Below are 481 nucleotides of genomic sequence, written 5' to 3' on the forward strand. Positions count from 1 at the left end.
TACACACTTTGGGGTGTATCGGTGTCGATTTTGGACTAGATTTGGATTCCCGAGTTGAACTTTTCCAACCCAGACTGGAATTAGGTCCAAAATATTATTTGGAACAAGTTTGTAGAAGGAATCGGATCGAAAATCGGATTAGAAATGCCTTAAATAATTTAAATTTGAAAAATACTAAAAATTAGGCCAAGGTACAAGCGGTCAATGCGCAGTCAACCCTGAGGTCAAAGGTACAACYCGTTACTGCGCRAAGTTTGACTTCRCCGGAATTTGGCCGGAATCGAACGAGAATCATGAAATTGATGGAAGAATRTTGTAGTACTCACCGTGGCGGTCAGTTTGATGGGTGGAAGTGGCCTGGACGACGGGAGGAACGGCGAKATTTTCCGATCGAAGTCGCCGGCTCGAAAATGGCATTTAGGTGTTTTTGATTTCGAACGAATTTGCTTGATTGGGCAACGGGGTTAGCTTGGAAATGGTT

1 protein-coding gene is annotated in these 481 nt (G+C 43.5%); it reads left to right on the forward strand.

Going from position 1 to position 481, the window contains the following annotated elements:
- A partial coding sequence (locus FMS18_RS20595; protein ID WP_203544735.1) for a hypothetical protein occupies positions 1 to 185 on the forward strand: 185 nt, incomplete at its 5' end.
- Positions 186 to 481 lie beyond the last annotated feature (296 nt).

It is taken from the genome of Desulfovibrio sp. JC022, assembly GCF_010470665.1.
Taxonomy (GTDB): domain Bacteria; phylum Desulfobacterota; class Desulfovibrionia; order Desulfovibrionales; family Desulfovibrionaceae; genus Maridesulfovibrio.